The organism is Nocardia sp. NBC_01009, from assembly GCF_045208035.1.
Classification (GTDB): Bacteria; Actinomycetota; Actinomycetes; order Mycobacteriales; family Mycobacteriaceae; genus Nocardia.
Map to the genome: position 1 here is coordinate 3795580 of NZ_CP108695.1, position 23907 is coordinate 3819486.

General features: G+C 66.9%; 20 protein-coding genes. 13 read left to right on the forward strand and 7 right to left on the reverse strand.

The genetic code is table 11. The features are described from left to right. Nucleotides 1-61 precede the first annotated feature (61 nt). Both OHA42_RS17010 and OHA42_RS17015 read left to right on the forward strand, forming a co-directional pair. The gene (locus OHA42_RS17010) at nt 62-2989 is read left to right on the forward strand and encodes an acyl-CoA synthetase (protein ID WP_406239418.1); all 2928 of its coding nucleotides are present in this window, start codon (nt 62-64) and stop codon (nt 2987-2989) included. A gap of 161 nt (nt 2990-3150) precedes the next feature. Then, nucleotides 3151-3750 (forward strand): class I SAM-dependent methyltransferase, encoded by a 600-nt coding sequence (locus OHA42_RS17015; RefSeq protein WP_406238247.1) that lies wholly within the window; start codon nt 3151-3153, stop codon nt 3748-3750. A gap of 2 nt (nt 3751-3752) precedes the next feature. On the opposite strand, the gene rffA is transcribed toward OHA42_RS17015, so the two are convergent. Both rffA and OHA42_RS17025 read right to left on the reverse strand, forming a co-directional pair. Then, nucleotides 3753-4892: a dTDP-4-amino-4,6-dideoxygalactose transaminase gene (gene rffA, locus OHA42_RS17020; protein WP_406238249.1), complete on the reverse strand. Its 1140-nt coding sequence runs from the start codon at nt 4890-4892 to the stop codon at nt 3753-3755. Further along, nucleotides 4882-5979, reverse strand: a complete 1098-nt coding sequence (locus tag OHA42_RS17025) for a glycosyltransferase (RefSeq protein WP_406238251.1) — start codon at nt 5977-5979, stop codon at nt 4882-4884. The genes rffA and OHA42_RS17025 overlap by 11 nt, the downstream gene beginning before the upstream one ends. Before the next feature lie 146 nt (nt 5980-6125). Here OHA42_RS17025 and OHA42_RS17030 point away from each other — a divergent pair, with 146 nt between their 5' ends. The 4 genes from OHA42_RS17030 (at nt 6126) to OHA42_RS17045 (ending at nt 11488) form a co-directional block, all read left to right on the forward strand. Next, entirely contained in the window at nt 6126-8366 is a 2241-nt protein-coding gene (locus tag OHA42_RS17030) for a hypothetical protein (RefSeq protein ID WP_406238253.1), read from the forward strand. A 120-nt stretch (nt 8367-8486) separates the two neighbouring features. Further along, entirely contained in the window at nt 8487-10739 is a 2253-nt protein-coding gene (locus OHA42_RS17035) for a hypothetical protein (RefSeq protein WP_406238255.1), read from the forward strand. Then, nucleotides 10736-11233: a GtrA family protein gene (locus OHA42_RS17040; protein ID WP_406238257.1), complete on the forward strand. Its 498-nt coding sequence runs from the start codon at nt 10736-10738 to the stop codon at nt 11231-11233. The genes OHA42_RS17035 and OHA42_RS17040 overlap by 4 nt, the downstream gene beginning before the upstream one ends. A 21-nt stretch (nt 11234-11254) precedes the next feature. Then, entirely contained in the window at nt 11255-11488 is a 234-nt protein-coding gene (locus OHA42_RS17045; RefSeq protein ID WP_406238259.1) for a Trm112 family protein, read from the forward strand. Between the two features lie 113 nt (nt 11489-11601). On the opposite strand, the gene OHA42_RS17050 is transcribed toward OHA42_RS17045, so the two are convergent. From OHA42_RS17050 to OHA42_RS17070, 5 genes are all read right to left on the reverse strand, one after another. Continuing rightward, a complete protein-coding gene (locus OHA42_RS17050) occupies nt 11602-12243 on the reverse strand; it encodes a TetR family transcriptional regulator (protein ID WP_406238261.1) in 642 nt (213 codons plus the stop codon). Nucleotides 12244-12293: 50 nt separating this feature from the next. Next, nucleotides 12294-13088: an ABC transporter permease gene (locus OHA42_RS17055; protein ID WP_406238262.1), complete on the reverse strand. Its 795-nt coding sequence runs from the start codon at nt 13086-13088 to the stop codon at nt 12294-12296. Continuing rightward, complete coding sequence (locus OHA42_RS17060; protein ID WP_406238264.1) at nt 13085-13816, reverse strand: ABC transporter ATP-binding protein; 732 nt, start codon at nt 13814-13816, stop codon at nt 13085-13087. Before OHA42_RS17060 ends, OHA42_RS17055 begins: the two co-directional genes overlap by 4 nt. 162 nt (nt 13817-13978) lie before the next feature. Continuing rightward, nucleotides 13979-15502: a multicopper oxidase family protein gene (locus OHA42_RS17065; protein ID WP_406238266.1), complete on the reverse strand. Its 1524-nt coding sequence runs from the start codon at nt 15500-15502 to the stop codon at nt 13979-13981. 357 nt (nt 15503-15859) lie between these two features. Next, nucleotides 15860-16348: a MarR family winged helix-turn-helix transcriptional regulator gene (locus OHA42_RS17070; RefSeq protein ID WP_406238268.1), complete on the reverse strand. Its 489-nt coding sequence runs from the start codon at nt 16346-16348 to the stop codon at nt 15860-15862. A gap of 102 nt (nt 16349-16450) precedes the next feature. Here OHA42_RS17070 and OHA42_RS17075 point away from each other — a divergent pair, with 102 nt between their 5' ends. From OHA42_RS17075 to tyrS, 7 genes are all read left to right on the forward strand, one after another. Next, nucleotides 16451-17146: an NAD(P)-dependent oxidoreductase gene (locus tag OHA42_RS17075; RefSeq protein ID WP_406238270.1), complete on the forward strand. Its 696-nt coding sequence runs from the start codon at nt 16451-16453 to the stop codon at nt 17144-17146. Nucleotides 17147-17351: 205 nt separating this feature from the next. Further along, nucleotides 17352-18524: an NAD(P)/FAD-dependent oxidoreductase gene (locus OHA42_RS17080; protein ID WP_406238272.1), complete on the forward strand. Its 1173-nt coding sequence runs from the start codon at nt 17352-17354 to the stop codon at nt 18522-18524. A gap of 91 nt (nt 18525-18615) precedes the next feature. Further along, on the forward strand, nt 18616-19506 hold the full coding sequence (locus OHA42_RS17085; protein WP_406238274.1) for an RNA polymerase sigma-70 factor: 891 nt from the start codon (nt 18616-18618) through the stop codon (nt 19504-19506). A gap of 43 nt (nt 19507-19549) precedes the next feature. Beyond that, nucleotides 19550-20698: a low temperature requirement protein A gene (locus OHA42_RS17090; RefSeq protein ID WP_406238275.1), complete on the forward strand. Its 1149-nt coding sequence runs from the start codon at nt 19550-19552 to the stop codon at nt 20696-20698. 98 nt (nt 20699-20796) lie between these two features. Continuing rightward, nucleotides 20797-21444, forward strand: coding sequence for a DNA-3-methyladenine glycosylase (locus OHA42_RS17095; protein WP_406238277.1), 648 nt, complete (start codon nt 20797-20799; stop codon nt 21442-21444). 167 nt (nt 21445-21611) lie between these two features. After that, a complete protein-coding gene (locus OHA42_RS17100) occupies nt 21612-22043 on the forward strand; it encodes a DoxX family protein (RefSeq protein ID WP_406238279.1) in 432 nt (143 codons plus the stop codon). Nucleotides 22044-22219: 176 nt separating this feature from the next. After that, nucleotides 22220-23509 carry a tyrosine--tRNA ligase gene (tyrS, locus tag OHA42_RS17105; RefSeq protein WP_406238280.1) on the forward strand — a complete coding sequence of 430 codons (1290 nt, stop codon included), beginning with the start codon at nt 22220-22222 and terminating at the stop codon, nt 23507-23509. The last annotated feature ends 398 nt before the right edge of the window (nt 23510-23907 follow it).

Here is a 23907-nt window from a genome sequence, read left to right on the forward strand (position 1 = left end):
GTGATGCGTGTCACGTTTCTTGGTAGGGCTGGGAGCGATCGTGAAGTTCAGTGCGAAGGATATGGTCGGGTCGGTGCAACGGTTGATGGCGACCGCCCAGAACGGCCTGGAAGTCATCCGCTTCGGTGGGCTGACCCACGATGTCGAATCGTCCCCGTTCGAGGTCGTCGAACGCAGACGGATGTATCGCCTGCGCCATTACTTCCCCGACGATGCGACACCGGGCCGGCCGGTCGCCGTGCTGGTGCCGCCGCTGATGGTGAACGCCGACATCTGGGACGTCAACGCCGAGGACGGCGCGGTCGGGATTCTGCATCGCGGCGGAATCGATTGTTGGGTGGTCGATTTCGGATCGCCCGCGAGCGAAGAGGGCGGGTGGGAACGGGATCTGGCCGATCATGTCCTCGCGATCAGCAGTGCGATCGACACGGTCGGCGAGGCGACCGGCAGCAGCGTGCACCTGATGGGGTACTCGCAGGGCGGCATGTTCGCCTATCAGACCTCCGCCTACCGCTACGGCAAGGGTGTGGCGAGCATCGTCACCTTCGGCAGCCCGGTCGACGTGGTCGCGGGCATGCCCTTCGGGCTCCCGTACGGCATGGTGTCGGATGTCGCGGAGTTCCTCGCCGACCATGTCGTCACCCGGCTGCCGATCACCGATTCCATGGTGCGCATCGGCTTCCAACTGCTCGACCCGGTGAAGACCGCGAAGTCAAGGATCGATTTCCTGCGCCAGCTGCACGACCGGGAAGCGTTGCTGCCCAAGGAACGTCAGCGCCGGTTCCTCAACAACGACGGCTGGGTCGGCTACGCGGGCCCGGCGGCCGCCGATCTGCTCAAGCAGTTCGTCGCGCACAACCGGTTGATGCTCGGCGGCTTCGTGATTCGCGATCAGCCGATTTCGCTTGCCGAACTGAAATGCCCGATTCTGGCGTTCGTTGGTGAGGTCGACGATATCGGCCAGCCCGCCGCGGTGCGTGGCATCGTGCGGGCCGCGCCCAATGCCGAGGTGTACGAAGCCAGTTTGGTGGCAGGGCATTTCGGCCTCGTCGCGGGCAGCATGGCCACCAACCACACCTGGCCTCTTGTCCGGCAGTGGGTCGATTGGATGGACGGCGGCCAGCCGCTGCCGCCGGAGATCACGCCGATGGCCGAGCACGTCGCAAGCAACCGGCCGCTCTCGGCGGCGACCCGTGTTGTGCACACCGTCGGCACGCTGGCCGAGGCCGGCACGGGCATGGGCAAGGCGCTGGAGGGGATCGCGAACAACACCGTGCGCGGCTCGGTCGAGCTGGTCGGTGAGGCGGCGCGGGCGCTGCCGCGGTTGACCCGGCTCGGGATGATCCAGCCGCACACCCGGGTTTCGCTGGGGCGGTTGCTTGCCGAGCAGGCGCAGCGGGCGCCGTTGCGCGATCTTTTCCTGTTCGACGATCGCGTGCACACCAACGCCTCGGTCAATGTCCGCATCGATAATGTGGTGCGCGGCCTCGTCTCGGTCGGTATCCGTCCCGCGATGCGGGTCGGCGTGGTGATGGAGACCCGGCCGAGCGCGCTGGCGACCGTCGCGGCGCTTTCGCGTCTCGGTGCGGTCGCGGTGTTGCTCGCTCCCGGCGGCGAGTTGGAAAGGGCGATCGAACTCACCGGCATCAAGACACTGGTTGCGGACCCGGAGAACCTGCGGACCGCGGCGGCCACCGGTACCAGGGTGCTGGTGCTCGGCGGCGGCGAGACACGTGGACTCGACATCCGGCAGGGTGAGAACGTGATCGACCTCGAGCAGATCGATCCCGGCCAGGTGCGACTGCCCGCCTGGTATCGGCCGAATCCCGGCCTGGCCCGCGAACTCGCCTTCGTCCTGGTGACCGGCACCGGCGATCGGCTGGAGGCGAAGTACATCACCAACCATCGCTGGGCGCTTTCGGCGATCGGCACCGCGACCTCGGCCGATCTCGATCGCAAGGACACGGTGTACTGCCTTGCCCCGCTGCATCATTCGTCCGGCCTGCTGGTGAGCCTCGGCGGTGCGATCGCGGGCGGCAGCCGGATCGCGCTCGCCAGATCGCTCGACCCGGCCCGCTTCGCCGAGGAGGTGCACCGTTACGGCGTCACCGTGGTGACCTATACCTGGACCATGCTGCGCGACCTCCTCGATGCCGAGGTGTTCCCCGCGGGGCACCGGCACCCGATCCGCCTGTTCATCGGCTCCGGCATGCCCGCGGGCCTGTGGCGGCGCACGACCGAACAATTCGACCCCGCCCGCGTGCTGGAGTTCTACGCCTCCATCGAGGGCGATGTGGTGCTGGCCAACGTGACCGGCGTCAAAGCGGGCTGCAAGGGCAGGCCGGTGCCCGGTACGGCCAAGGTGGAACTCGTCGCCTACGACCCGATCGCCGGTCAGGTCCTGGTGGACGAATCCGGTTTCGCCCGCCGCTGCGCCGACAATGAAGTGGGTCTGCTGATCGGCAAGGCCTCCGACGGCGTTGACCTGTCCGACGGCGGCCTGCGCGGCCTGTTCACCGCGGGCGACGCCTGGATGCCGACCGAGAATCTGTTCCGCCGCGACAGCGACGGCGACTACTGGCTGGTCGACCGCACCGACACGGTGATCCGTACGCCGCGCGGGCCGGTGTACACCCAGCCGATCGTGGACGCCCTCAACGACATCACCGCGGTCGACATGGAGGTCGCTTACGGCCTGCCTGTCGGCGGTCACTGCCTCGCTGTGGCCGCCGTCAGTGTTCGCTACGGTTTCCGGCTCGAACCCAAGGATGTGACCGAGGCGCTGCAGGTGCTCGATCATCACCAGCGCCCCGATCTGGTGTACGTGGTGGACGATATCCCGCGCAGCTCGTCCTACCGCCCGTCCGCCCGCGCCGTGCAGGCCGCCGGGCGGCCGGAAGCAGGTCCCGAAACCTGGTGGTACAACCGGGCGTCGGAGTCCTACGAGATGCTCACCGAGGTGTCCGCGCGGACGCTGCTCGGCGACTGACCGACGATTTCGGCCCCCGCTCGGAAAACCGATCGGGGGCCGAATCATGTTGTCGTACTGCCGGATTCCCGGCAACGGCCGGGTCGATCGGGTAGTCGGCAGGTTTTCACCGTACTATCCGTGGTGCGGCCGATGTTGAAACGGAACCTTACAAGGAAACTGTGGGTACGAGCCTTATCTATCGCAACAGAATCGTCTACGAGCTGGCGATGCGTGGGTTGTACGGCCGCCACTACGGAGCCAGATACCGTGCCATCGCCGCTATCGTTCCCGACGGAGCCGGCGTCCTGGACGTGTGTTGCGGGCCTGCCACGCTGCACGCCCGCTATCTGCGCGGTAAATCTGTCGACTACACGGGCCTCGATCTCAACGAGCGATTCATCGCGCGCGTGCGACGTGCAGGCGGCCGCGGTGCGGTGTGGGATCTGCACTCCGACGCTCCGCTGCCGGAAGCCGACTACGTGATCATGCAGGCCAGCCTGTACCACTTCCTGCCCGAGCCGGGACCGCTGATCGACCGGATGCTGGCCGCGGCGGGCAAGCAGGTGATCATCGCCGAGCCGATCCGCAATCTGGCCTCCAGCGATAACCGGGTGCTCGCCGCGATCGGCCAGCGCTTCACCGACGCGGGCGACGGCGCGCAGGCGCAGCGGTTCACCGAAGCGACCCTGGACGCGTTGTTCCGCGCCTACGCGTCGCGTGTGGTCGAGCAGTCGCTGATCGCGGGCGGCCGAGAGAAGTTGTTCGTCCTCTCGGCGTGAGATCAGACCGTGAACGCGGTGACGGCGTCGACGACGCGGGCCACCTGCTCGTCGGTCAGATCCGGCCACAGCGGCAGTCGCACGATGGTGCCGGAGAACTCGGCGCTGCGCACGCACGGCTGCGGGGTCCGGCCCAGCTTGAGGCCGGCGGGACTGGAATCCAGCGGCACATAGTGGAACGGCGCCGAGATTCCGCGTGCGCCCAGGTGCGCGATCAAGTCGTCGCGGCGTTCCTCGGTGGGGGTGCGCAGGTAGTACAGGTGCGCGGTGTGTGCGCGGTCGTCGGGCACGCTCATGAGGCGAACGTCATTGCGGCGCGCCCACTCCGGCAGCGCCGCGGCATAGGAGTCCCACACCCGGTGCCGTCCTGCCTGGATGGTGTCGAATTCGTCCAGCTGCGCGTCCAGCACCGCCGCGTTCAACTCGCTGGGCAGATAGCTGGAGCCGATATCCTGCCAGGAGTACTTGTCCACCGCGCCGCGCAGGAACCGGGCGCGGTCGGTGCCCTTCTCCCGGATGATCTCGGCGCGCGCCATCAGGATCTCGTCGGTGAGCAGCAGCGCGCCGCCCTCACCACAGTGCACGTTCTTGGTGTCGTGGAAACTCAGCGTGCCCAGGCTGCCGATCGTGCCGAGCGGGCGGCCGCGCCAGCTGGCGCCGAGGCCGTGCGCGTTGTCCTCCACGATGGCGAAACCGTGCGCGTCGGCCAGGGCGAGTAGCCGGTCCATCTCGGCGGCGACGCCGCCGTAGTGGATGACGACAACGGCTTTGGTCCGCTCGGTGACCGCCGCGGCGACGGAATCCGGGTCCAAATTGCCGGTCTCCGGGTCGATATCGGCGAACACGCAGGTGGCCCCGCGCAGTGCCATCGCGGTGGCGGTGGAGGTGAACGCGAAGCTCGGCACGATCACTTCGTCGTCCGGGCCCAGCTCCAACAGTAGGCCCGCCATCTCCAGTGCGGAGGTGCACGAGGTGGTCAGCAGCGCGTGCGGCGCGGCGGTGATGGTCTTCAGCTTGGCGGTGGCGGCGGCAGTGAACTGCCCGTCACCGTGGCTGTGATCGGAGCCGAGCACGGCCTCCAGGTTGGCCAATTCGCGGCGTGCCCGGAACGGGCGGCTGAAAATGACGCGATCAGTGCTCAAGCCGGTCGATCCCCCTGCTGGCGGCGGTCATGGATGGTTCCCGGGTATCCGCCGGGCGCGGCGTCGGTGTGTCGACGGTCAGGTAGAGCGGTTTGCCTACGAGGATGTGCAAAGCGACGCCGAGGTATTCGGCGATCAGGCCGAGGGAGAACAGGGTCGCGCCGGACACCAGCAGCAGCACCACGATGATCGAGGCCCAGCCCTCCGGCGCCCAGTTTTCGGCGGTGAGCGCCTCGTAGACGACGAACGCCGCCATCACACCACCGGCGAGCGCCAGCGTGACACCGAGCAGGCTGACCAGCCGCAGACCGCGAGTGCCGCTGCACAGCACCATCTTCCAGAACAGCGAGAACAGCCGCCGGTAGTTGTAGCCGGACTCCTCGCGGCCCTCGGCGCGCAGCTCGACCGGCACCTGGGCGACGGTGCCGACCACCCAGGTCAGCGCGACATCCAGGTAGACGCCGTTGGAGGCGACCTCGGCGAGCTGGCGGCCGATGGCGCCGCGGATGAGCCGGTAGCTCTCGAACCGGGTGGAATCCGGGAACGCGAACACCGTGGCGAGCACGATCTTCGCGCCGCGTGAGGTGAGGTTGCGTAGGAAACCGTGCGGGCGGGTGTTGGTTGGCCTCGAATAGACCAGATCGGCGCGCTCGGCGAGGGCCGCGTCCAGGAAGGTGCCGATGAATCGGGGATCGTGCTGGCCGTCCTCGTCCATGGTGACGATCCAGCTGCCGCGGGCGGCGGACATGCCGGCGATGGTCGCGGCGTCCTGGCCGAAATTGCGACTCAGCCAGACGGTGCGGACCTCCGGGTAGGTCTGCTCGAGCTCCTGTAACACCACATCGGACCGATCCGGCCCGTGGTCGTGCACCAGGATGATCTCGTCGATCGTGAAGACGGCGCCGCCGGGCGTCTCGGTGGGAACGGTCAGCTCGTGCAATTCGGCGACCAGCCCGCTGATGGTGTCCTCGCCCCGATAGATCGGCACGACGACGGACACCGTGTGCGCGCTGCCCGCATCGGGGCGGGGTCTGCCGTTCGGCGCTGCGGCATCGGTGCGGGGCGTGGAGGTAGTGGGAATCGGCATCAGCTGGATCGACTTTCGCTAACGGTGCGTGCCGGTACTCCCCGCTGGACAGCAGAGCCCGAGCCGCCCAGAACTCTAGCACGGTGCGGGTTTCGGCTTCTGCGACCGATGCCAAGCGGCATCGCGCACGGTAGGGTCTGGAACTCGTGACGGATAGTGCAGCGCTCGATTCGCGGCGAGACGTGTACCGCTGGGGAGCCATCACCGCGATCGGGGCGGTCGCGGGGTATATCGCGGTCCTGCTCGCCAACGTCCGGCACTTCTATACCGACGACACCGAATCCCAGTACACCGGGTTGTGGATCGGCCTCGGCCGGTCGTTGCGGGACGGCACCTTCCCGGTGCTGGTGCCCGAGCGGTGGATGTCGGGCAACAACACGATGGACGATGCGGGGCTGTTCAATCCGCCGCAGCTGTTGATCGATCTGATCGCGCCGTCGGTCGACAACATGGCGTTGTACGCGACCGTCGTCAAACTGATCTTCGCCGTCATCGCCGCACTCGGGGTGTATCGGATCTGCCTGGCCTACGGCGGTCGGCCCGCGTGGTCGGCGGCGGCGGGTATCGCGTTCCCGCTGTCGGGGTTCTTCCTGTTCTTCGACGAGGCAAGCTGGATGACCGCGCTCACCGGCACCGCGTGGCTGGTGCACGCCTGGGCATCGTCGGTGCGCTACACGCGCGGCACGGGCGGACCGATTCCGGTCTTCGTCTTTCTGTATCTGACGATCTCCACGCAGTACATCTTCCCCGCGGTGGAGGCCGCAATCATGCTGTTCGCCGTGGCGGTGGGCGAGCTTGTCCATCAACGCCGCTGGCAGCCGGTCGCGCGGCTGACCGTCGCGGGAGCGTGCGCCGGTCTCGCGGGTCTGCTGACCTTCCTGCCGAGCATGCTGTCGGCGAAGGTGACCTGGCGCGGCAGCTCACAGATCATCAACGACCAGTTCCTCACGGTGCCGTGGTCGGAATCGCTCAACGCCAGCCTGCCGAGTTCGATGCCTGCCTTCACCTCGTGGTGGGGTTATGTGCAACCGATGCCGGTCACCTACATCGCCTGGTTCCTGATCCCGGCGCTTGCGTTCATCGACTGGCGACGCGCCAAGGAAAGCTGGCGGGAGCTCAGCGCGGTCGCGATCTTCTCGGTCCTGATGCTGATGTGGGCCGCCGGACCCGGTTCGATCGGTCCGCTGCGCTGGCCGGTGCGGGTGCTGCCGATGCTCGCCCTCGGCCTGCTGGTGCTGGTGTGCGTGCTGCTCGGGCGCTACGGCACGGTGCGAGACCTGAAGAATCGCGGCGTCGCCGCCGGGGTCCTGATCGGGCTGCTGTGGGTGCGATCCTTCTCGGCCGATCCACACGGCGTGATCTGGCACGTGCTCGCGGCCGTCGCGATCGCGGCGCTCGGCGCGGGGGTGGTGTGGCTCGATCGCACCAAGGGCGTGGCCGCGGCGTGCGCGCTGACCATCGCCGCGATGTTCCCGATCGCCTACTTCCAGGTCAGGGCCGCTCAGCCGACCCCGATGACGTGGAATCTGCCGACCAACCGCTCCGCGGCCGCGGCCGCGTTCCCTGACTTCCCTGGCAACACCATCCAGCTCGCCGAGCGCGGGCTGTTGCAACCGGGGGACAAGAGCCTCGAAGGCGCGTACGGTTCCCTGGTTTTCGGCAACTACGCCAAATCGCTCGACCTGTCCTACGTCAACGGCTACACCCCGACGGGTCACTTCTACTTCGGCGAGTTGCTCTGCATGCGCTGGGACAGCAGTGTGTGCCCGGACGCCTACCGCAGGATGTTCGCCCCGGAATCGACCACCGGACGACAGCTTGTCGATCTGATGAAGCTGGACCGGGTGGTGCTGCAGCGCGCGCTGTTCCCCGATGCCCGCGACCAGCCCGCTCCCGAGGGCTGGAAGTGGGTGGACTACCCCGGCCACGAGCGCTACATCTCGGTGCTCGAACGGGTGGACGGCCCGATCTCGACGGTGAATGGCCGGGTCGCGGACGCGAAGAACGCGACGGCGGCATCGATCTCCGAGACCGGCACCACCAGCCGGGTGCGGGTTTCCTCGGCCGACGGCGGTCGCGTGGTATTCGCGCGGCTCGGCTGGCCGGGCTACCGGGTCACCCTGAACGGCGAGCCGATCCCGATCGAAGTGGTCGCGAAAAGCTTCGTCGCCGTGGATATTCCGGCAGGCACCCACGATGCGGAGCTGGTGCTGACCTGGCGTCCGCCGGGGTGGAAGGTCGGTATCGCGGCGATGGCGGCCGGGGTGCTCGGTGTCGGCGCGCTGCAGTGGCTGTATGTGCGGTCGCGCCGTCGTGAGGCCGCGGTGTCTGCCGACGACCGCGCCACCGGTGAGCCCGAACGCGAACTGGCGGACGTTGTTTCGTGAACGCTGACCCGCATCCGGTAACCGGGACGCCGAGGGGCGCGCCGGTCACGGTGCGGGCTGCGTCCGGCTCACGGTGCGCATTCGGGTACTCCCCGCGGCGGGCTGTAGGGTCTGGAACTCGTGGTGGAAAGTAGCGCCCCCGCCCGGCGGGACGTGTACAGGTGGGGTCTCATAACCGCACTCGGTGTGATTGCGGGATACGGTGCGGTGCTGTTGGCGAACGTCCGGCACTTCTACACCGACGACAGTGAGTCGCAATACGCGCCGTTGTGGGTAATGCTCGGCCGTCAGCTGCGTGACGGGCAGTTCCCCGCGATGGTCCCCGAGCACTGGATGGCGGGCAACTACACCATCGAGGAGGCGGGTCTGCTGAATCCGCCGCAGCTGCTGATCGATCTGATCGCGCCCTCGGTGGACAATGTTGCGGTCTACACCACGGTGATCAAGCTGATCTTCGCGATCGTTCTCGGGCTCGGCGTCTACCGGATCTGCGTGGAGTACGGCGCGAAGCTGCCGTGGGCCGCGGTTGCCGGCATCGCGATCCCCTTCACCGGGTGGCTGTTGTTCTTCGACGAGGCCAGCTGGTACACCGCGTTCACCGGTACCGCGTGGCTGGTGCACGCCTGGGCTTCGGGTGTGCGCTATGCGCGCGGTCGCAGCGGGCCGATCCAGACCTTCGTCTTCCTGTACCTGGCGATCTCGGTGCAGTACATCTTTCCCGCCGTAGAGGCAGGTCTGATGATCGGTGCCGTAGCCGTCGGCGAGGTGGTCTACCAACGCAAGTGGCTGCCGTCGGTGCGATTGCTCGCGGTGGCGGGTGCCGCGGCGGTGGCCGGGGTGGCGACCTACCTGCCCAGCATGCTCTCGGCGAAGGTGACCTGGCGCGGGACCGCGCAGATCAATAACGACCAGTTCCTCACGGTGCCGTGGTCGGAGTCGCTCAATGCCAGTCTGCCGAGCACGCTGCCCGCGTACAGCTCCTGGTGGGGTTATGTGCAGCCGATGCCGGTGGTCTATATCGCCTGGTTCCTGATCCCGGCGCTGGCCTTCATCGACTGGCACAAGGCGCGCGAGAACTGGCGTGAGTTCACCGCCATCGCGCTCGTCGCGATCATGGCGCTGATGTGGACCGCGGGCCCGGGCACCATCGGCCCGCTGCGCTGGCCTGCCAGGGTGCTGCCGATGCTGGCCCTCGGGCTGCTGGTGCTGGTGTGCGTGCTGCTCGGGCGCTATGCGGCCTTCGCCGACCGGCGCAGACGCGGCATCGCGGCGGCCGTGCTGATCGGGCTGCTGTGGTTGCGGTCGTTCTCCGCGGCGCCGGACGAGGTGGTGTGGCATGTGGTCGCGGCCCTGGGCATCGCAGGCCTGGGAGCTGCCGTGGTGTGGCTCGGTGTGCGCCGCGGCACGGCCGCGGCCTGTGTGCTGATCATCGTCTCGGTGTTCCCGATTGCGTTCCTCCAGGTGCACGCGGCGCAGCCGACGCCGATGAGTTGGAACCTGCCGCAAAATCGTTCCGAGATGAAGGCCGCCTTCCCTGATTTCGCGGGCACCACACTGCAACTCGCGGACCGCGGACTGATCCGGCCTGGCGAACGGACCCTTCAGGGGGCGTATGGGTCGCTGGTCTTCGGCAACTACGCCAAGGACCTCGAGCTGACCTATGTCAGCGGCTACACCCCCAACGGCCACTTCTGGTTCGGCGAGATGCTCTGCATGCGATGGGACACCAGCGTCTGCCCCGACGCCTACCGTCGCGCCTTCGCCACCGAGCCGTCCACCGGCAAGACCATCGTCGACCTGATGAAGGTCGACCGGGTGGTGCTGCAGAAGGCGCTGTACCCGGATGCGCGCAACCAGCCCGCGCCGCCCGGCTGGCGGTGGGTCGACTACCCGGGGCACGAGAAGTACATCGCAGTGCTGGAGCGCGACAACGGGCTGTTGTCCACCCGGAACGGCCGCGTCGCCGCCGTCACGGGCGGCACCGCGACCTCGGTCTCGGAGTCGGATCCGACCAGTAGCGTGCGGGTGAGTTCGGAGCAGGGCGGGCGAGTCGTGTTCGCCAGGCTCGGCTGGCCCGGCTACCGCGCGACGCTCAACGGTCGTGAGGTCCCGTTCACGGTGGTTGCAAAAACCTTTGTCGCCGTGGATATTCCGGCAGGAACCAAGAACGCGGACCTGGAGTTGACCTGGCGCCCGCCCGGCTGGAAGCTCGGCGTCGGCGCGGTGCTGCTCGGAATGCTCGGGGCAGGTGCGATGCAGTGGCTGTCGCTGCGTGCCCGACGTCGTGACGACGAGCCGGGCGGCGGCACCTCGGTGCCGCTGAGCGCGGACCGCCCCACGCCGGAACCCGACCTGGTCGGCGCGATCAAGTGAGCGCGGGGGAGGCCGGAGCCCACGCGGGGGCGACGGGAACCGAGGATCCCGGACCCCTGCTGCGCCTGGTGCGCAGGCAGGAGCTCGCCTTCGCGGTGGTCGGCGGCTTCAACACCGCATTGGGCATGACGCTGACGGTGGCCTGGCTTGCGGTGCTCGGCCCCGATGTGCCGCCGTCGGTCGCGGTGGTCGCGGCCTACGGCATCAGCATCGTGATCGCGTTCGTGCTGCACCGCACTCTGGTGTTCCGGGTGCGCGGCCACGTCGTCCGTGATTTTCTACGCTTCGTCGCGGTGAATTCCGGTGGGCTGCTGCTGAATATCGTGCTGCTGGAACTGGCCGTCTCGGTGCTGGGTTTTCCCGACAAGCCCGCGGCGGTCGCGGTGATGGGGCTCGTCGCGATCGCCAGCTTCTTCGGCCATCGCTACATCTCGTTCCGCCGGGAACCGGCGGCATTGTCGCCGTCGACCGGTTCCGGTGCGGAGCAGTTGTAGGCGACGGGTAAGTTATCGATCATGCCGGAGGAAACCGCCTTGGACGCCACCCTGTTGAGCCTGCTCGCCTGCCCGCAGGACAAGGGTCCGCTGCTGTTGGTCCGCGATGCCAAGGGCGCCACCGCGCTCTACAACCCGCGCCTGCGCCGGGCCTACCCCATCGAGAACGGCATTCCGGTGCTGCTCATCGATGAGGCGCGCGACGTCACCGATGCCGAGCACATCGCGTTCACCGGTCAGCACACCGACGCCTGACAAGGCGCTGACCCGGTGGCACACGCCCCGCGGGGTTGCCACCGGACCCGTCGGTGCGCCGATTCCCCTCTGCCCCAGCGATATTCCGGTCGACAAATCGTTGACTTGCGGAATTATGGTGTGGCGGGATCGATTTCGCCGGTGAGGTAGCGCTGGAGGGTGGGGCCGACGGCGGCGACCAGCTCCGGGATGGGCATGGAGGCGACCGGTTCCACTTCCAGGATCTTGCGCGCGACGAGTACTCCGATCATCTGCGTGGCAACCAGTGCGACGCGGGCGCGGCCGTCGTCGTCCGGGGCTGCGATGCGCAACCGGACTCGTTCGAGCACGATGTCGAGCACGAACGACCTTGCCAGCGAGATGTCGCTGCCGCCGAGCATGCTTCGCACCGCCGCGACCACCCCGGGACCGGCAGGGGAATCCCACACGCTCACCACCGCGTGCAGGATGGTCGCGCCGAGCTGATCCAGCGGCACCCCTTCGATGATGCGCAGCGTCGCCTCAGGGTCTACCGGCAGCTCGACCACCGCGGCGAAGAGCTGCTGCTTGGTCCCGAAATAGTGGTGCACGAGCGCCGGATCGACCCCGGCGTCGGTGGCCACGGCACGGATCGAGGTCTTGTCGAAACCGACCTCGGCGAACCGGGCCCGAGCCGAGGTCAGGATCGCCTCGCGAGCGCCGGACTGTCCGGGCCTGCGCCCGGTGCGGGTGGCGCGCTCGCCATTGCCTGCCGTAGTTCCGTTGCCGGCCGTCACACCATCGCCTTCCGTCGCCCCATCACCCGCTGCCACGCTATCGCGTGGCATTACGGGGTTCGCCGCCGTAGGGTGGCCGCGCCGAGACACAGTGCCACCACAGCGAACCCAGCGACCACGGCCAGATCGCGCCACATCGCCGCGGTCGCCTCGGGATGGCTCGAAACCTCGTGCAGCGCATCGACCGCATAGCTCAGCGGCATCACATTGCTGATCGCCTCCAACCAGCCGGGCAGTTGTTCGCGCGGAACGAGCAAGCCGCACAGGAAGATCTGCGGCGCGACCACCACCGGCATGAACTGCACCGCCTGGAATTCGGTGCGGGCGAAGGCGCTTGCCAACAAGCCGAGCGCGACCCCGCATACCGCGTCGACCATCGCGATCAGCACAACCCAGCCCGGGCTGCCTGCCGCGTCGAGGCCGAGCAGCCCGAAGGAGACCAGGCATGCCACTGCGGCCTGTGCGGCCGCGGCCACCGAGAATGCCGAGCCGTATCCGGCCAGCAGATCGATCTTCGACAGTGGCGTGGTGAGCAGCCGTTCCAGCGTGCCCGAGGTGCGTTCGCGCTGCATGGCGATGGCGGTGATCAGGAACATCACGATGAACGGCAGGATGCCGAGCATGCTCATGCCGACGCGGTCGAACAGCGGCACGGGATTGAGCGGGTTCTGCGGGGTGTCCTTGTAGATGAAGTACAGCAAGGTCATCAGTAGCGCGGGCACCACGAGAATCATGGCGACGGTGCGGTGGTCGTTGCGCAGTTGGCGCAGGATGCGGGAGGTCGTCGCGACATAGGGGCGCAGGGTGGGCGTCCGGCGCGCGGTGAGATCTATGACGGCGCTCATGAGTTCTGTCCCATCGTGATCAAGGAGAGGAAGGCCTGTTCGAGGTTCTGTTCGTCGGTTCTGGCGCGCAGTTCGTCCGGGCTCAGTTGCGCGAGCAGTTTGCCTTCGCGCATCAGTAGCAATTGGTCGCAGTGTTCGGCCTCGTCCATCACATGACTGGACACCAGCAGCGTCGTTCCGGCGGCGGCCAACTCGTGGAACTGCTTCCACAGATCCACCCGAAGTACAGGATCGAGGCCCACGGTTGGTTCGTCCATGACGAGCATGTCGGGCTGGGCGACCAGCGCGCAGGCCAGTGAGGCGCGGGTCTGCTGGCCGCCGGAGAGTTCGTCGCCACGCTGGTGTGCGTTTTCCAGCAACCCGACTGCTGTGATGGCCGTATCGACGGCGTCACGGTCGCGGCCGTACAGCGCGGCGAAGTACGTCACATTCTCGCGGACGCTGATGTCCGAGTAGATGCTCGGCGCCTGTGTCACGTAGCCGATCCGGTGGCGGAGTTCTCTGCTGCCCGCGGGCAACCCCAGCGCCGAGATTTCTCCGGATTCCACGATCTGCGTGCCCACGATGCTGCGCATGAGTGTGGTCTTGCCGCAGCCGGACGGCCCGAGCAGTCCGGTGATCGAACCGCGCGGAATCGTCAGTGAGACATCGTGTAGAACTTCGCGGCCGCCGCGGTTGACCGTCAGGTTCCTGACATCTACGGCGGGGGATGAGTGCAGGTCCGTCATGGGACGCCTCAATTCATCGAGTGTTGAATTCACTGTGTGATGAATTTAGCGCGACGGAGAAGTCTGGACAAGAGGTAGCGGCTGGTCGTGCGAACAGCCCGGCATGTCGCCACGCGTGTCGAGCCTTGCCTCGATGGATCCCGGGTTGGGTGCGTGCCTCGGTCAGTGGCCGTGATGCGATGGCGGCCTGCCGGCGGATTGTCCTGGCTCGACCACGACAAACTGGCCCATCATGCCCTGGTCCTCATGCCACAGCAGATGGCAGTGATACATATACGGCGAGTTCGGATCGGCGGGTCCGTCGAACCGCATGGCGAGTTTCGCGGTGGCGTTGGGCGGCAGGAAGACGGTGTCCTTCGGTCCGGTTAGCGCTGCCGACGGCGGCGTGCCGTTCAGCTCCAGCACTCGGTACTGCACATCGTGGACGTGGAAGTTGTGCGGCATCCCGTCGTTGTTGTGCACGATCCAGGTTTCGGTAGTGCCTCGTGTGACGGTCAGGTCGACCCGGTCCATCGCCATCTTCTGGCCGTTGATCCCGCTCAGGTTCAGCTCGAAGCGACGTTCCTGTACCGCATCGGCACCGTCCGGGGTGGAGGGATGTGCCAGTGTCGCAGGCAGTTCGGGCGAGGGGCGCAGCGCTGCGGCCGCGCGCAGCTCGAGTACATCGAACGAGTCGTCGCCGCCCGCGAACCTGCCGGTCCAGAAGTCGAGTCCGGCGTCGAGCTTGTTGCTGCGCAGTACCGTGCGCTCACCGGGACGGACCCGCACCACGATCTCGGCCCGCTCGCCCGGTGAGAGCTGCAGCCGGTCGAGCGTGGCGGGGCGTTCCAGCAGTCCGCCGTCGGTGGCGACGAGGGAGAACGAGCGGTTGTCGGCGAAGCCGAAGGTGTAGACGCGTGCGGGGGAGGCGTTGAGCAATCGGAGCCGGACCAGCTCGTCGCCGACATTGCGGTACGGCCTCAGGGTGCCGTTGACCATCGTCTGATCGCCGAGGAACCCGACGTCACGGAAGATGGCGTGTCCCGAATCGAGCGCGGCCCCACGGAATTTCACGTCCTGCACGATGACCGGCAGATCGTCGATGCCGTAATTGCTCGGCAGTGGAAGCGATTCGGAGATCTCGTCGTCGAGCAGGAACATCCCCGCGAGTCCGCGCCGCACGTGCTGCTCGGTCGCACCGTGTGGGTGCGGGTGGTACCAGAGCGTCGCGGCGGGCTGATCGATCGTCCACTGCGGCGTCCACGTCGCTCCCGCCGCCACCATCTGATGCGGGCCCCCGTCCATCGACGCGGGCAGATGCATGCCGTGCCAGTGCACGGTGGAGGCTTCGGGTAGCGAATTGCGGACTCGGACCTCGACCTTTTCGCCACGCTTCGCCCGCAACGTCGGGCCGAGGTAGTCGCCGTTGAATCCCCACGTGTCCGTTGCCTGCCCGGCCCGGAATTCCTTTCGCCCCGAACGCATATCGAGCTCGAACACCCGGGTGCCGTCCGGCCGCAGCTGCGATTGCGCCAGCGGTGGCATAGCGAACTCGTTCTCGAATTTCGTGCTGTCGACCGTGGAGACGACCGCGTTGACGTACACCCAGGTGACGCCGCCGCCCACCACGAGCACGAATACCGTCGCGAATGCGACAACGCCGATGAGCAACCGTCGCCACCAGCGCGGTCGAGGAACCGAAGACATGCACCGACAGTAGGAATCCGGACCGTCCGGGCACATCGGGGAGCGTCCCTATTTCACCCCTGACCCAGCCCCTGATACGTGCTACCCGCCGATTGTCGATGTCTGCCACACCCGCGCGGGCTGGTGTGCTCGAATTCCATGGTGTCCGAGACATTCTCGGCGCAGATCACCGTGCCGGTGCGCAGGCGCACGCCTCTTTCGATCCACTCTCGCCGCGCCTGGTCCGGGCGGCGCGTGATCATCGAACGCGGAGATCTGGTCGATGATCGTCTGTTCACCCATCGCCGAGCCGCGGCGCATCCTTATCTCGTCGCGCGGCAACCGGAAATGGTTGAACCGCAGACTAATCGTCGCGAGTCAGCCGTCGGCGAGTTCGGCGGTCGCGTCGCGCCCTGCCTCGGCGGTGCGGCGCAGAAAGTCCGCGATCACCTCCAGTTGGGCGTCGCTGTACCGCTCGCAGAGGTCGTCCATGCGGGTGTTCATGCCGGAGAGCATGCGATAGATCTCCGGATTGCGGTCGCGGGTCGCGCGTACGGTGACGGCGCGGCGATCGGTTGCGTCGGGGTCGCGTTCGCGAGTGATCCAGCCGCCGCGCTGCAGTCGATCGAGTACGCCGGTCATGGTTGCCGGGTGCAGGCCGGCGAGCTTGGCCAGCGCGCCGGGGCTGAGCGGGCCGTGCCGGTTGATGAGGTCGAGGCAATTCCAGTCGGCGTCCTTGAGTTCGACCCTGGCTCCGAACTGGCGATTCAGTAGCGACAGTTGGATGTTCAGGTCGCGAAGCGACTCTTTGACTGCGCGCGCCGACTGTCGATGCCGCCGCGCATCCGTATTTGATACGTCTTTCATATTGTATGACTTTCAAAATAGATGATATGGTTCTCATATGGTACGGCGCTCGGATGAACGAGCGCCGTAGGCGTGCCGAACATCTGCAGAAGGAAATCCACCATGCGCATCATCGTTTTCGGAGCCAACGGCCCCACCGGCCGGCTGCTGACCGGCCAGGCCCTTGACGCTGGCCACGACGTCGTCGCCGTCACGCGGCGGCCGGCCGAATTCCCGATCGCCCACGAGCGGCTTGCCGTCTTCGGGGGCGATGTCCACCAATTGGATTCGGTCGACACGGCCGTCGCGGGCGCCGACGCCGTGCTGTCCACGCTCGGCGTGCCCTACGGCAAAGGGGCGATCACCACCTACTCCACCGGGGTCGGCAACATCGTGGCCGCCATGCACCGCCACGGCGTGCGTCGCATCGGTGTGGTTTCGTCCAGTGCGGTCGACCCGAAGCCCTACTCGGATGCCGGGTTCCTCTTCAATCGGGTGCTACAGCCCTACATCGTGCGGGTCATGGGCAAGACGCTCTACGACGACATGCGACGAATGGAAACGCTGCTGCGGGCCAGCGATCTCGAGTGGACGATCGTGCGTCCCGGCGGGCTGTACGAACTGCCCGCCGTCACGGATTACACGATGGTCGAGGGGCATGTCGACAGTCGCTATACCGCGCGCATCGATCTGGCAGCGAGTCTGCTCCGGCTGGTCGGCGACGACCGATTCGTGCGCAAGATCGTCGGGGTCGTCACGACGACCGATAACCCGAGCCTGCTGCAATTGATCCGCAAGGAGGCGCTCGGCAAGAACTGATGCGGGGCGTGGGGACGGTCGTCCGCGGCGCGAGCTGCTTGGCTTACTCCGTGTTCGAGCTGGTAGCAGCCGTTTTCTGGCCGGTGTCGACATTGTGGCGTGGATCACAAGACGTGGCTGTCACGTTCCGCGGCCGTTGTTTGTCCCATGGTCGTCACCAACCAACGAACCCCGAACCGGTGACATGGACCATGGGAGAAGCGCCATGAACACGCAGCGGATCGTCATCCTCGGCGCCGGCTACACCGGCATGCTCGCCGCCGTGCGGCTGGCCCGGCGGACGCGCAAACTCGACACCAAGATCACCGTTGTCAACCCGTCCGCCCGGTTCACCGAGCGGCTGCGGATGCACCAGATCGCGGCGGGCCAGGAATTAGCCGACCACCGGATCCCGGTCCTGCTGGCGGGCACCGGCGTCGAATTCGTCCAGGGCTGGGCCACTTCCATCGACACGGTCGGACAGCGGGTCATCGTCGACGGCACCGCGGCCCTGCACTATGACACCCTCGTCTACGCCCTCGGCAGCAGCACCGATACCACCATCGTGCCCGGCGCCGCCGACCACGCCTGGACCCTGAACGATCCCCGTACCGCGCACCGTTTCTCCGAACGCCTCGCGGCGGCCGAAGCCGCCCGCGGCACCGTCGCGGTCTGTGGCGGCGGCCTGACCGGCATCGAGGCCGCGGCCGAAATCGCCGAGAACCACCCGGGGTTGAAGGTCACACTGATCAGCAGCACCGAGCCCGGCGCGATGATGGGCGAGCAGGCCCGCGCCTACCTGAACAAGGCGCTGGACCGGCTCGGTGTCGCACGCGAGGTCGGCAATGCCGTCACCAAGGTGCTGCCGGACGCAATCGAACTGGCCAACGGCGAACTGGTTCCCGCGGATCTGACTCTGTGGACTACTGGCGTCCGCGTGTCTCCACTGGCCGCCCAGGCGGGCATCGAAACCGACGCGCGCGGTCTGATTGTGGTCGACCCGACCCTACGGTCGGTGTCGCACCCGAATATTCACGCCATCGGCGATGCTGCCGCGGTGCGCCAGGCTTGGGGCCAGGTCCACGGCACCTGCCAGTCCGGCATGCCGACCGCCGCATACACCGCCGACACCATCGCGCGGGCGCTGTGCGGCAAGAAGGTCGAGCCGTTCCGTTTCGGCTACTTCCATCAGCCGGTCAGCCTGGGACGCAAGGACGCGATCATCCAGTTCACCAAGGCCGACGACACTGCAGGCCGGTTCTACCTGACCGGTCGTGCCGCGGTGATCTACAAGGAAGCCGTCAGCAGCAGCCCGGTACCGACCTTCAAGATGAGCAAGAAGATGACGATGTCGGTGCAGCTGTCCAAGGGCGGCAAAGCCACCCGTGCGACAGCATGACGCCACGCATACCGCCCGCCGCACACCCTATGGCGGGCGGTAGGTTCACCTGACTTGTACGGCCTGAATACTCGGGGAGGTGGAACCGTCGATGGTCGACCGAACGCCGGCACAGGATCCCTTCATCGAACATCGGCGGCTGCTGTTCGCCACCGCCTACCGGATGCTGGGCACAGTCACCGATGCGGAGGACATCCTCCAGGACACCTGGTTGAAGTGGAACGACACCGATCAGTCGACCGTTCAGCATCCCAAGTCCTATCTGGTCCGCACGGTCACCAACCTGTCGTTGAATCGGCTGACCTCCGCCAAGGCCACCCGCGAAACCTACGTCGGCCCTTGGCTTCCCGAGCCTCTGCTGACCTCGCCGAATATCGCGGAGGAGACCGAGTTGGCCGACACCGTCTCCACCGCGATGCTGGTGGTGCTGGAAACCTTGAGCCCGGTCGAACGGGCGGTCTTCCTGCTGCGTGAGGTCTTCGGCTACACGCACGCCGAAATCGCCGACACCCTCGACAAGCCCGAGACCACGATCCGTCAGATCGCGCACCGGGCCAGGGCTCACGTGCAGTCCCGTCGTCCGCGGTTCGACACCGACAAGGCCGAGCGGGCGCACATCACCGACCAATTCATGGCCGCGTGCTCGGGCGGCGACCTCAACGCGCTGATGGATCTGCTGGCTCCCGATGTGACCGCGTGGTCCGACGGCGGCGGCGTGGTGACCGCGGCGCGGCGTCCATTGCACGGCCCCGACCATGTGGCCCGCTGGATCCTGGGCGTGCTGGCCAAACCGGTCGCGGTCGGTTTCGCCCTCGAATCCGCCGACATCAACGGCGAACTCGGTGCGCTCGCCCTCATCGGTGGAAACCCCGGCGCCGCCTTCACCTACGACATTGTCGACGGCCGGATCCAGAACCTCCGCTTCCAGGTCAATCCGCACAAGCTCAAGGGGTTGTACATGGGGACCGACACCCTCGGCTGAGGTACGGACGGCGGAAAACCGCCAGCCGCCTTACGATCTTGCGGTGACCAGCGAGACCACCGATACGAACGTGGAGGGGGGACAAGTCCGGGCTTCGACGCTGGAGCTCTTCTTCGACCTCGTCTTCGTCTTCACCATCACCCAATTGACCCACGTGTACACCCATCATCCCGGCTGGCAGGCGCTGGCTCAGGTAGCACTGCTGTTCGGTGTCATCTGGTGGATGTACAGCGGCTACGTCTGGCTCACCAACGAAGTGGCGCCGAGCAGCTCGTCCCGGCGGACCTGGCTATTGCTCGGAATGTTCGGGTTCTTCGTGCTCGCGCTGGCGATCCCGGACGCCTTCCATGGCACCGGCATCGCGTTCGGCCTCGGCTACGTCCTGGTCAATACCGTGCACACGGCGATGTTCTATTCGAGCGGCGGCGCCTCCGCGACGATCGCCATCAAGCGGATCGCGCCGCTGAACGCACTTGCTGCCGGGCTGGTGCTGGCCGGCGGTTTCGTGCACGACTGGGCCCAATACCTGTGCTGGGGACTGGCTTTCGCGGTCCAGATACTCAGCCCTTACCTGGTCGACACCGGCAACTTCGTGGTCAGGGCAAGTCACTTCTGCGAGCGGCACGGTCTGGTCGTCATCGTTGCCATCGGTGAGTCCGTCGTTGCCATCGGCGCCGGACTGGCGGGAGAGAAACTGACCGTCGCGCTGGTCGCGAATGTCGCGCTCGGTCTGGCGCTGGCCTATGTGCTGTGGTGGGCGTACTTCGGCATCGATGACGAGCGCGGCGAACACGCGCTCGGCGAGGTATCCGACCGGCAGCGCTCCACCGTTGCCGTCCTCGCGTACGGGTACGCGCTCTATCCGCTGCTGATCGGCATCATCGTGACCGCTGCGGGTATCAAGATGAGCATCGCGCACGGCAACGAGGTCGCCTCCGTCGCCACCGCGGCCGCGCTCTCCGGTGGTGTCGCCCTCTACTTCCTCGGGCAGTTCTTCTTCCGCCGCGCCCTACGTCTGCCGCGCTCGTGGTATCGCCTCGTCGCCGCTGCGGCGGTCGCGGCGACGATCCCGATCGGCGTCGCGTGGGTGGCATGGGCCCAGCTCGCCGCGCTCGTCGGCGTCGCCTACATCGCCGTGATCGCCGACGATCTGATCACCCTGCGCACCGGCCAGCACAGCGCCTACCTCTAGTCGGCGCACCCGAGTCCGTCCGGGCGAACCACGATCACCGTAGTTGTGGTGGTCGGATGCGGGGTCGCGGGCTGATCGGAGCGACCCGGTTCGGGACAATGGCCGCTGTGTGTGCCGATGAACTCGCTGTGGAACCGCCCGCCGCCGCGCGCCGATTGCTCGGCGCGACCCTCTGGTCGGGGCCGGTCGGGGTGCGGATCGTCGAGGTGGAGGCATACGGCGGAGATCCGACCGGGCCGTGGCCGGACCTCGCATCACATTCCGGGCGCGGGCGGACCAAGCGCAATGCGGTGATGTTCGGGCCCGCCGGGGTGCTGTACGTCTATCTCAGCTACGGCATGCACACCTGTGTCAATGTGACGAGCGGGCCGGACGGGACCGCGAGCGCGGTGCTGATCCGATCGGGCGAAGTAGTGGCCGGGCTGCAGACAGCACGCGCGCGCCGAACGACCGCACGTAGCGATGCCGACCTGGCGAAGGGACCGGGCAATCTCGGTAGCACGCTCGGAATCACGTTGGGCGACTACGGAACTCCACTGTTCGACCCGTCCTCGCCGATCCGGCTGGAACTGGCGGGCGCACTGAGCGCAGCCGAGATCGCCACCGGGCCACGCGTCGGCGTCAGGATGGCGGCCGAACAGGCGTGGCGATTCTGGCTGCCTGCCTCGACTGCGGTTTCGGTGTACCGCCGCAGCCCACGCGCACCGCGGATCGAGACGGGCTCCGGACCGGGATCGTATCGATGACCGGCGGGTCCTGACCCATTATGTCCGCGCCGTCTGCGGACCCTCAGCCAGGCATAAACCCAGGTACTGGCAAATTTTGGCGGCAGCGGTGAGTTTTTGCGGTGGCCACCGTCCTATCTGGTAGGCGCGCCACACCGACTCGAAGCCACCAGCAAAGGACCACCCGGATGACCACCATCGCCCACCCCGTCCAGTCCGCCACCGCCACTGTTGCGCCGAGCCGCACGCGCAACATCACCCTCTGGACCCTGCAGATCGTGCTCGGCCTGTTCTTCATCATCGCCTCGGCCGCACCGAAGTTCGTCGGGCAGCACGACGCCGTCGAGGTATACGCGGAGATCGGTTGGGGCCAGTGGTTCCGCTACGTGACCGGCGTCGTCGAGCTCGCAGGCGGCCTCGGCCTGCTGATCCCGCGACTGTCCGGATCCGCTGCGGCCGGCCTGTCGATCACCGTGGTGTGCGCCGCCGCGACCCAGGCCTTTCTGCTCGGCGCTCCGGCCATGGCGATCTTCCCGCTTGTCCTGTGCCCGGTGTTCGTGTGGATCGCCTGGAACCGCCGCGACAGCATCGCGGCCCTGCGGGTGACGCTGACCCGCTGAACAAAACCCGACTCGACCAACTGAACATCCGAGAGCGATCGGCGGACCGAGGTCCGCCGATCGCTCTCTTTCGAGGACGGCGCACGCCGGCGAAATCCACTCGACCTGCGCGGCACGCCCCGGCGAGACTGAGGCGAACGCGGGTCATCGGGATCCGTGCGGAAAGATGGGACAGCGTGAGCGGCGACATCATTGATGAACTGACCTGGCGCGGACTGATCGCACAGTCCACCGACCTGGATGCCCTGCGCTCGGCGCTGGCCGCCGACCGCCTGACCCTCTATGCCGGCTTCGATCCCACCGGCCCCAGCCTGCACGCCGGACACCTGGTGCCGCTGCTCGCGCTGCGCCGTTTCCAGCGGGCCGGTCATCGGCCGATCGTGTTGGCAGGCGGTGCCACCGGCCTCATCGGCGATCCGCGTGACGTCGGCGAACGGACCATGAACTCGTCCGACACAGTTGCGGACTGGGCCGAGCGGATCCGTTCCCAGCTCGAGCGTTTCGTCGACCTGGACGATTCACCGACCGGGGCGGTCATCGTCAACAACATGGAATGGACCGGGAACCTGTCGACCGTCGACTTCCTGCGCGATGTCGGCAAGCACTTCTCGGTGAACGTCATGCTGGCCCGCGACACCATCAAACGGCGCCTCGACGGCGAAGGCATCTCCTACACCGAGTTCAGTTACATGCTGTTGCAGGCCAACGACTACCTGCAGCTGCGCCGCGACTACAGCTGCATGCTGCAGGTCGGCGGCTCCGACCAGTGGGGCAACATCATCGCGGGCGTGGAACTGAACCGCAGGGTCGACAGCGCATCGGTGCACGCGCTGACCGTGCCGCTGGTGACCTCGGCCGACGGCAAGAAGTTCGGTAAGTCGACCGGCGGCGGCAGCCTGTGGCTCGACCCCGAGATGACCAGCCCCTACGCCTGGTACCAGTACTTCGTGAACACCGCCGATGCCGACGTCGTCCGCTACCTGCGCTGGTTCACCTTCTTGTCCGAGGAGGAGCTGGCCGAGCTGGAGACGGCGACGACCGAACGCCCGCATGCCAGGGAGGCGCAGCGCAAGCTCGCCGAGGAGATGACGACCCTGGTGCACGGGGAGGCGAACACCCGCGCCGTGCAGTTGGCGAGCCAGGCGCTGTTCGGTCGAGCGGATCTGCGTGAGTTGGACGAGGCGACGTTGGCCGCGGCACTGCGGGAAGCCGCCGTCGACGGCACGGTCGCCGAGGTTGTCGCGGGGGAGCCGAGCACAATCGTCGATCTTCTGGTGGCATCCGGACTGAGTGAGAGTCGTGGGGCGGCCCGTCGTGCGGTGAACGAAGGCGGCGCTTCGGTGAACAACGAGCGCATCTCGGATCTGGAATGGACCCCCTCCGATGCTGACTACCTGCACGGACGGTGGCTGGTGCTGCGCAGGGGAAAGCGCAACTTCGCAGGCGTACTACGGGCGGGCGCTTAAAGATCTTGGTGGCTTGAGTCACATCTGTGTAATTCGAGCCGGTTTTCCAGGTCGGTGCAGGTGCTCTGACCTGGGAAAACACCTCCGCTTCTTGGCGATTTGACGTAGCGTTTTCCGCCGCGTAACTTTATCCAAGTCAGAGCGACACGGACACCGACCCGGAGCCGAGAAGCCCAGCGGAAACGCTGAGCGGAGGCGAGGGAAACGAGGTAGGACGAGGAGCGCCTGACCGTCAGCAACATCGATCGAGCGAGCGGACTTGACTCCGACCGAACGATTGGCTAGGCTGGAAAAGTTGCCTCAGAGAGCCCCTGGAGAGAATCCGGGGAGGAACTGTGTGCGTGTGTTCTTTGAGAACTCAATAGTGTGTCGATGAATGTCAGTGCCAATTATTTAAT

Coding starts and splice junctions, on each gene's coding strand:
- OHA42_RS17010 (WP_406239418.1), top strand. CDS start 62: ATGGTCGGGTCGGTGCAACGGTTGATGGCGACCGCCCAGAACGGCCTG.
- OHA42_RS17025 (WP_406238251.1), bottom strand. CDS start 5,979: ATGCCGATTCCCACTACCTCCACGCCCCGCACCGATGCCGCAGCGCCG.
- OHA42_RS17045 (WP_406238259.1), top strand. CDS start 11,255: ATGCCGGAGGAAACCGCCTTGGACGCCACCCTGTTGAGCCTGCTCGCC.
- OHA42_RS17055 (WP_406238262.1), bottom strand. CDS start 13,088: ATGAGCGCCGTCATAGATCTCACCGCGCGCCGGACGCCCACCCTGCGC.
- OHA42_RS17060 (WP_406238264.1), bottom strand. CDS start 13,816: ATGACGGACCTGCACTCATCCCCCGCCGTAGATGTCAGGAACCTGACG.
- OHA42_RS17065 (WP_406238266.1), bottom strand. CDS start 15,502: ATGTCTTCGGTTCCTCGACCGCGCTGGTGGCGACGGTTGCTCATCGGC.
- OHA42_RS17070 (WP_406238268.1), bottom strand. CDS start 16,348: ATGAAAGACGTATCAAATACGGATGCGCGGCGGCATCGACAGTCGGCG.
- OHA42_RS17075 (WP_406238270.1), top strand. CDS start 16,451: ATGCGCATCATCGTTTTCGGAGCCAACGGCCCCACCGGCCGGCTGCTG.
- OHA42_RS17080 (WP_406238272.1), top strand. CDS start 17,352: ATGAACACGCAGCGGATCGTCATCCTCGGCGCCGGCTACACCGGCATG.
- OHA42_RS17085 (WP_406238274.1), top strand. CDS start 18,616: ATGGTCGACCGAACGCCGGCACAGGATCCCTTCATCGAACATCGGCGG.
- OHA42_RS17095 (WP_406238277.1), top strand. CDS start 20,797: ATGGCCGCTGTGTGTGCCGATGAACTCGCTGTGGAACCGCCCGCCGCC.
- OHA42_RS17100 (WP_406238279.1), top strand. CDS start 21,612: ATGACCACCATCGCCCACCCCGTCCAGTCCGCCACCGCCACTGTTGCG.